The organism is Candidatus Allofournierella excrementigallinarum, from assembly GCF_944388085.1.
Lineage (GTDB): Bacteria > Bacillota > Clostridia > Oscillospirales > Ruminococcaceae > Allofournierella_A > Allofournierella_A excrementigallinarum.
Genome location: NZ_CALXHK010000077.1, coordinates 1 through 6,881 on the forward strand (window position 1 = coordinate 1; position 6,881 = coordinate 6,881).

8 protein-coding genes and 1 pseudogene are annotated in these 6,881 nt (G+C 59.2%); 2 read left to right on the plus strand and 7 right to left on the minus strand.

What is annotated here, in order from left to right; translation table 11 throughout:
• The 7 genes from ACH2AT_RS10390 to ACH2AT_RS10420 all read right to left on the minus strand — a co-directional run.
• On the minus strand, positions 1 to 425 hold a 425-nt coding region (locus tag ACH2AT_RS10390; RefSeq protein WP_394965835.1), incomplete at its 3' end, for an SDR family NAD(P)-dependent oxidoreductase.
• Positions 426 to 437: 12 nt separating this feature from the next.
• Positions 438 to 752, minus strand: a complete 315-nt coding sequence (locus ACH2AT_RS10395; RefSeq protein ID WP_394965837.1) for a TIGR04076 family protein — start codon at positions 750 to 752, stop codon at positions 438 to 440.
• A complete protein-coding gene (locus tag ACH2AT_RS10400) occupies positions 749 to 1,159 on the minus strand; it encodes a peptide deformylase (protein WP_394965839.1) in 411 nt (136 codons plus the stop codon). Before ACH2AT_RS10400 ends, ACH2AT_RS10395 begins: the two co-directional genes overlap by 4 nt.
• On the minus strand, positions 1,110 to 1,727 hold the full coding sequence (locus ACH2AT_RS10405) for an SGNH/GDSL hydrolase family protein (protein ID WP_394965841.1): 618 nt from the start codon (positions 1,725 to 1,727) through the stop codon (positions 1,110 to 1,112). Before ACH2AT_RS10405 ends, ACH2AT_RS10400 begins: the two co-directional genes overlap by 50 nt.
• Before the next feature lie 15 nt (positions 1,728 to 1,742).
• A complete protein-coding gene (locus ACH2AT_RS10410) occupies positions 1,743 to 2,474 on the minus strand; it encodes a hypothetical protein (RefSeq protein WP_394965843.1) in 732 nt (243 codons plus the stop codon).
• 80 nt (positions 2,475 to 2,554) lie between these two features.
• A complete protein-coding gene (locus ACH2AT_RS10415) occupies positions 2,555 to 3,229 on the minus strand; it encodes an alpha/beta hydrolase (protein ID WP_394965844.1) in 675 nt (224 codons plus the stop codon).
• 38 nt (positions 3,230 to 3,267) lie between these two features.
• On the minus strand, positions 3,268 to 3,714 hold the full coding sequence (locus ACH2AT_RS10420; protein WP_394965846.1) for a DUF188 domain-containing protein: 447 nt from the start codon (positions 3,712 to 3,714) through the stop codon (positions 3,268 to 3,270).
• Positions 3,715 to 4,512: 798 nt separating this feature from the next.
• On the opposite strand from ACH2AT_RS10420, the pseudogene ACH2AT_RS10425 reads away from it, so the two are divergent.
• Positions 4,513 to 5,766: pseudogene (locus ACH2AT_RS10425) on the plus strand (VapE domain-containing protein); the annotation flags it as partial.
• A gap of 267 nt (positions 5,767 to 6,033) precedes the next feature.
• Positions 6,034 to 6,881 (plus strand): tyrosine-type recombinase/integrase (locus ACH2AT_RS10430; RefSeq protein ID WP_394965848.1); only part of this gene is annotated, 848 nt, incomplete at its 3' end.

The window sequence follows — 6,881 nt, forward strand, 5'->3', positions numbered from 1 at the left end:
GAGATGCCGCCCTTGGCCGCCGTGTAGCTCTCGGTCTGGGGCTGGCTCATCCGGTCCCGGGAGGAGGAGATGTTCACCACCGCCGCCCCCGGCGCAAAATGGGGCGCGAACAGTTTGGTCAGATAGAAGGGGGCGGTCACCCCCACCCGCAGGGCATAGTTGAACTCCTCCCAGCTGCACGCGTCGATGCCCTTCATCAGCGGAAGGGCGTTGTTGATGAGATAGTCCACATGGCCGTGCTCCGCAATGACCTTACGGGCAAACTCTTCCAGCACCGCCCTGTCGGATACATCGCCCACAAAATACTCATTCGGCAGCAGGTCGATGACGCACACCGCCGCCCCGGCTTTGCGAAACTCCTGGACAATGGCTCTGCCGATGCCTTTGGCGCCGCCGGTCACGACGGCAACTTTGTTCGTAAACATGGTGGTTCCTCCTTAGTCCGCATCTTCATTCAGCGCCTCAACCAGAAAGCTCACCGGACGGAATCCGTCGTTGCAGGATAGCATGGCGGAACGGGGATTTTTCATCCAGCCCTCGTAGAAGTCTTCCGCGCCGTGGCTCAGGGCCAGCACGAAGGGGGAGAGGGTATCCCAGGCACTGGGGCAAAAGCCCTCCGGCCGCTCCCAGCCGTTGGCGATGAACACCTGCCCCTCCTGCATCTCACAGGCGTGCTCGATGGGATTTTCGTAGCGTGCCATCAGATCTTCGTACCGGGTGATGCGCATGACAGTGATCCTGCATTTTTTCATATAATGATCCCCTCGCAGTGGTCGATCTCATGCTGGATGATCTGGGCGGACCAGCCGTTCCAGGTCTTGAACCGCTGGCGGAACTGCTCGTCCTGGTATTTCACCTTGATGCTCTTCCAGCGTTTTGTCTTGCGGGTGCCGGTCAGGGACAGGCAGCCCTCTTCGGCCTCATAGGGGCCGCTTTTCTTTACGATCTCCGGGTTGAACAGCACCCGGTAGACCCCCTCGTCATCAAAGGCGATGATGCGTTTGGCCACGCCGATCATATTGGCTGCCATACCCACGCAGCCGTCGGCGTGGGCTTTCAGTGTTTCCAGAAGGTCTGCCGCCACCGGCAGGTCGTCCGGCGTGGCGGGTTCAGATTTTCGCGCCAGAAACAGCACATCCTTGCAAATCTCTTGTACCATATCCGTTCTCCTTATGGGTTTGAATGGCGGTCGCGATGACCTGGGCGGCGAGGCGGGAACCCGCTTCGGTGGGGTGTACACCATCGGCGGCGTAGAGGTCCTGGGTGTCGGTCAGTTCGTAAAATCGCCGGCCGACGTCCGCCAGTAGCGCGTGGTTCTCCCGGGCCGCCTGCCGATATGCGTCGGACAGAGCCCGGCTCATTTCATCGTAGTCCCAGCCCTTGGCGGCAAGTTTGGCGCTGCCCTTTTGGTAGGCCCAGGTGGCATAGAGGACCGGCGCTGCGCCGCTCGCCCGGATCTGTTCACAGAGCTGTGCCACGCTGGAAAAGAAGCTTCTTGGCGAGGAGATGGGGCCGTGGCTCATCTCCTGCAGCACCACATAATCCCAGCGTTCCCCGGCGAGTGCGGCCTGCGTTTGGGCTCCCAGCCGAGTGGCCGGGTTCAGCTGCTCCGACAGAAGCGCTCCGCCCCGGGTGTGGCGGACCACCTCCGCGCCGGTCAGTGCGGCCAGCATCTGGGGCATATCGTTGGCAAAGGTCAGGCTGTTGCCCAGCATGAGGATGCGCATAGGGAAAAACTCCTTTCAGCGGCCGCCGCCCAGCACGGCCCTGAGGGCCTTGTCCGTGGCGGCGGGAAAGCAGATCTGCACCTGCTGGAACACGAGTTCGCGGGAACGGGCCGGGTCGGTGGAATAGGCGGAGGCAATGTGGTCGCTGCCCCAGAGCACCTCCGGCGTGGCGTAGACAGAGCGGGGCCAACCGTAGAGCTGACCTCGCTTGTTCCGGCGCTGGCGAAAGTCCCGGATCAGCAGATACCCCTCCATCTGCAGGTCGGTGACCGTGCCCTCAAAGTTTTTCTCGCCGCCCTTGCCAAAGCCGGCCAATTGCTTCAGGTCAAAGGAGAGCAGTTCGTCCCGTTCAAGAAATTGATCCATGATCTTTTTCTGGCGGGCGGTGGCCAGCTCATCCTCCCAGCGGCTGTCAAAGTCATAGCCGTCCCGCCGCCAGTTGGCAAAATGAGGGAACCATCTGCGGGAGATGAAGCCGGCTTTTTTGCCGAAGAATTTGCCATAGGCCACCCGTCCGCTGCGGGCGATGACCTGCCGCCATTCCCAGGGATCCCAGGCCGCATCGCCGCTCCACCAGTCGAAGGGGCAGGTGCGTTCCTCGGCGGAAAAGCCCTCGATCTCGTTGCGGAACAGAGGAAGAAAGCCCACCTGGTCGATCCAATCCACCAGCGCCTCCCAGCTGCGGATGCAGGCCGGATCGTCCCGATCTGGCCCACGCATGATCCATTCGCCGTTCTCTACCGCCATACACTCACCCCGCTTTTTGCGTCGTTACGGAAATTATAGCACAGCCGCAGGGGTATGCGATACCGCCGCGCAGGCACGATTTATCCGTTTGTGATCCATTGGATTCCGGCGGCTGTCCGCTGTGCCGGATGGTCGTGGTGGCCGCCAGGGTTCAGCTGAAAGACAGTGCGGATGCCCTGGCCCCGGCAAAATTCGCAGAGGGCTTCGGTATTTTCCTGTACTGTCCGGAGCACCGGATTCCGTGTCTTGCTCTCCCGGTCGCCCAGCGAGAAAAAGACACAGTCCGGCTGGCGCAGGGGCGTGTGGGAAAGTACATACTCCCTGAACCCGGGAAACCAGAGCGAGCCGGACACGCTGGCCGCCCGGGAGAACACATCCGTGCGATAGAGAGCATACACCGCGAACAGCCCGGCCAGGGAATACCCCGCGATGCCGCGCCAGATAGGTGTGCTAGGCAGCCGCCGTTCCGCGGCGGGAACGATCTCCTCAGCCAGAAGCCGCAGATAATCATCCGCTCCGCCGGCGAAGGGCGCGGCGATTTTGAACACCGCCGGGCTGTCCCAGGGGGACATGTCCCGGTCCCAGTCCAGGCCGCTGATCGTCACCAGGGTCAGCGCCGGGCCGCCTATTGCCGTCAGAGCGTCAAAGACAGCCTGTCCTTCCTCGCCAAAGGTGTTCAGGTACACCACCGGAGCGCCCGGCTCAGCGGCGGGGTACACAGACACGGTTTTGCCGTCTGCCACAAAGGTATCCACTTCGCAACTCTTCCTTTCTGCAATGTCGACGCATGCCTTTACAGCGGCGTGCTTTCTGCCAGCAGTTTTGCCAGCGCTTTCGCGAACGTCTCATCCTGCTCCCTCGTCCGCTTGGCAGGCTCTTTCGGGTGTTTGCCAGCCCGGAGAAGCTTTTTGTTTTGCCATCGGCGCTCCAAAAGCGCGTCGATGTTGTCGGCGGAATATTCCAGGCCGTTCTGGCTCAGCACCCGGGCCCGGCGGGCCAGGCACATACTGGCCAGACCGTAGTCCTGGGTCACCACGATGTCACCAGGGCACACGCGGTTGACCAGGGCAAAGTCCACGCTGTCCATGCCCTTGTCAAACACCAGTGTCTGTGCGCCCTCCCGCTCTATGCGGTGGGCGGTATCGCAAAGTATGAGCACCGGTATTCCCCGGCTGTGGCAGAGGTGGACGGTCAGATCCACCACCGGGCAGCCGTCTGCGTCGATCAATACGGTGGGCATGGTACGCCTCCTTTTGCGTTTGTGCTTTCTGATTTTAGTGTAGTATGAAATTTTGTGATTGGCAAGAATCAGGTTGCGGAGATGCATAGCGGGACTGCGAGAACTGAGGACTGGAAATCTTTGGCCTGAATTTGTGCAGTGCTTTTTGCGAGAGCTCCTTTCTAAAACTTTGCATTACCGGGTGGTTTTTATTTATATCTGCCAGTTGTGAAAACAAGGAAGCCTAATTAGGCTTCCTTGATAATCGGGGTTCCCCAATAAGGAACCCTAGGATGCTGCTCAACCAAGCACAAGGAGCCCTGTGAAAGGATCCTTTGCCGGCTCCAGGCCAAAATCTACACTTTGTATCTGGAACAGGTTTGGAAAACACAGAGAGAAAAATGACAGAACGAACTTATAATCCGGTTTATAGTACTTGTCTTTTGCTATGCTTATAAGGGGTGGTGGGATAGATGTTACTCATCAAAATATCTCTCCCAGGGGGTGTCTAGCTTTGCTAGCATAGCGTTTGGATATCCAAACGCAACTCTTCCTGGGAGGCCCCAGATCCCTGCTGCCGTTTTGCCCGAGCGTCGAAAAGGTGAAACACCGAAACTGCGCCGCGGCGGAACGAGCGTATATTTTTGCTGTGTTTGTTTCGGAGCAAACGCGCTGCAAGTCAACCGGGCGCATTGAGCTTTGAAACGTGCACGATAAAGGCCCGTTGAAGGCCATGTCAAAAGGAGGTATGTGGAACGAGAAAAGGAACAGGAATGGAAAAGGCAAAGCTGCGGGAGGTGATGCATACTGGCGGATGAAATGCGAAAGGAACCACGGGAACTGACCCCCGCCGAAACGGTGGCGCTCAGCCTGGAACGGGCAGAAAACGGCAGGGTTTCCAACACCATGGCGAACTACAAAAGGATTCTGCAAACTGATCCGCTCCTGAAGGACGCCATCTGCAAAAACCAGCTCACCGGGCAGGTGGATGTGGTCAAGCCCCTGGGCTGGTACCGGGAGAGCTCTACCTTGAGCGATGTGGACATCAAGTACCTGCTCATGTACTTCGAGGAGACCTATGGTTTGGTAGTGGAAAAGAAGCTGCAGGACGCGGTCATGGTGGTGGCCAATGAAAACCGCTACCATCCCGTTAGGGATTTCCTCAACTCCCTTATGTGGGACGGGGAAGACCGTATCCGGCACTGCCTGCATCGCTTTCTGGGCGCGGACGAGGACGCCTACACCAAAACCGCCCTGCGGCTGTTCTTGCTGGGCGCCATCAGCCGGGTGTTCGAGCCGGGTTGCAAGTTCGAGCTCATGCTCTGCCTGGTGGGCGGCCAGGGGTCGAGCAAGTCCTCCTTCTTTCGTCTGTTGGCGGGCCAGGACGACTGGTTCTCCGACGATCTGAAACGGTTGGACGATGAGAACGTGTACCGCAAAATGCAGGGACACTGGATCATCGAGATGTCCGAGATGATCGCCACAGCCAATGCAAAAAGCATCGAGGAGATCAAAGCCTTTCTCAGCCGGCAGAAGGAGACCTACAAGGTCCCCTACGAGACCCATCCCGCCGACCGGCTGCGCCAATGCGTGTTCTGCGGCTCATCCAACACGCTGGACTTTCTGCCGCTGGACCGTACCGGCAACCGACGGTTCGTGCCGGTGTTGGTGCACCCTGATCGGGCGGAGATTCACGTGCTGGAAGACGAGGCGGCCACCCGGGCCTATCTGGCCCAGGTGTGGGCGCAGGCCATGGCAATCTATCGCTCTGGCGACTTCCGGCTCTGCTTCAGCCGGGAGATGGAGGACTACCTGCGCCAGCACCAGCGGGACTTCATGCCCGAGGACACCAAGGCCGGGCTCATTGCCGACTACCTGGACCGGTGCGGAGAGCGCATCGTTTGCTCCCGTCAGCTGTTCCGGGAAGCGCTGGGGCGTGGGGTCGAGGAACCGAAACAGCGGGACATCCGCGAGATCAACGACATCATGAACAACACCATCACCGGCTGGAAAGCCTTTTCCAACCCGCGACATTTCCCCAGTCCCTACGGACGGCAAAAAGGCTGGGAACGGGCGTAACCCGGCAACTGGGCCGGGCAAAACGCGGCAACAAAGAGGATCGGCCCTCCCGAGATATTCTGTTCCGGGGAGAAGGCTTCTCTTCGTTGCCATCGCCCGTTGCCGGAGAAAATGGCGGAAACAAGCGGCTTTTCGGTGTTCGGAAACGGTGGCAACGGGCTTTTTGAAAAAATCCTTTTGGCCCGATTTGCAAAAGAAAAAGTTTTCAAAGCTCCGTTGTCAGCACCGGCTGTCGGCAAGTGATTTGAGAGGAGGATGCCAATGGCGTCAATTCAGCAGAGGGGCGATCGAAAGTTCAAGATCACCGTCTGCAACGGGTACCGCCCCGGAGGACAAAAGCGGATGCAGAGCCGAACCATCGACGTGCCCAGGGAGATTCCCAAGCGCAGTGTAATGCAATATGTCCATGCCGAAGCCGAGCGAATGGAAAAACGGTACCGATGTGGGATGGATGAGGACGACCGCACCACCTTTGAGCAGTACGCTGAGAGCTGGCTTACACGACAGACCCATTATAAGCCCAGTACTCTGGCAGGGTACAAGCGCCAGCTGGAGGTCGTTTATCCGTACATCGGCGGGGTGACGCTGAATAAGCTCCGGCCGCTGATTCTGGAAGAAATGTGTGCGGAGCTGCGCAAACGGAAAAAGCGCAACGGCGAACCGGTGTGTGAAGTCACGGTGCGCAAGTACCTCCAAACGGTCTCGGCGGTGCTGGAGGACGCGAAGCGGAACGACATTCTGCTCTACAACCCCGCCCATCGGGTACGGGACATCCGGGTGGAAAAGAAGGTGCAGCGCATTCCCGACGAGTTTGAGATGCGCAAGCTGCTGCAATGCATTTTGCAGGAACCACTGCTCTACCGGGTATTTTATCTGACCGCCATTGCCACCGGAATGCGCCGGGGCGAACTGTGCGCCCTGCGCTGGAACGATCTGCACGGCGGCGGAGCCGTGACGGTGCAACACTCCCGCAGCTCGGTGCTGGGCCAGGGGATCGTGGAGAGCAGCACCAAAAACCATCGCGCCCGCACCGTGGTGATCCCGGATCTGGTGCACGACTACATGGGTGAATTGTTTCTGGAGCAGGCAAGAGAGGGGAGAATCATCCG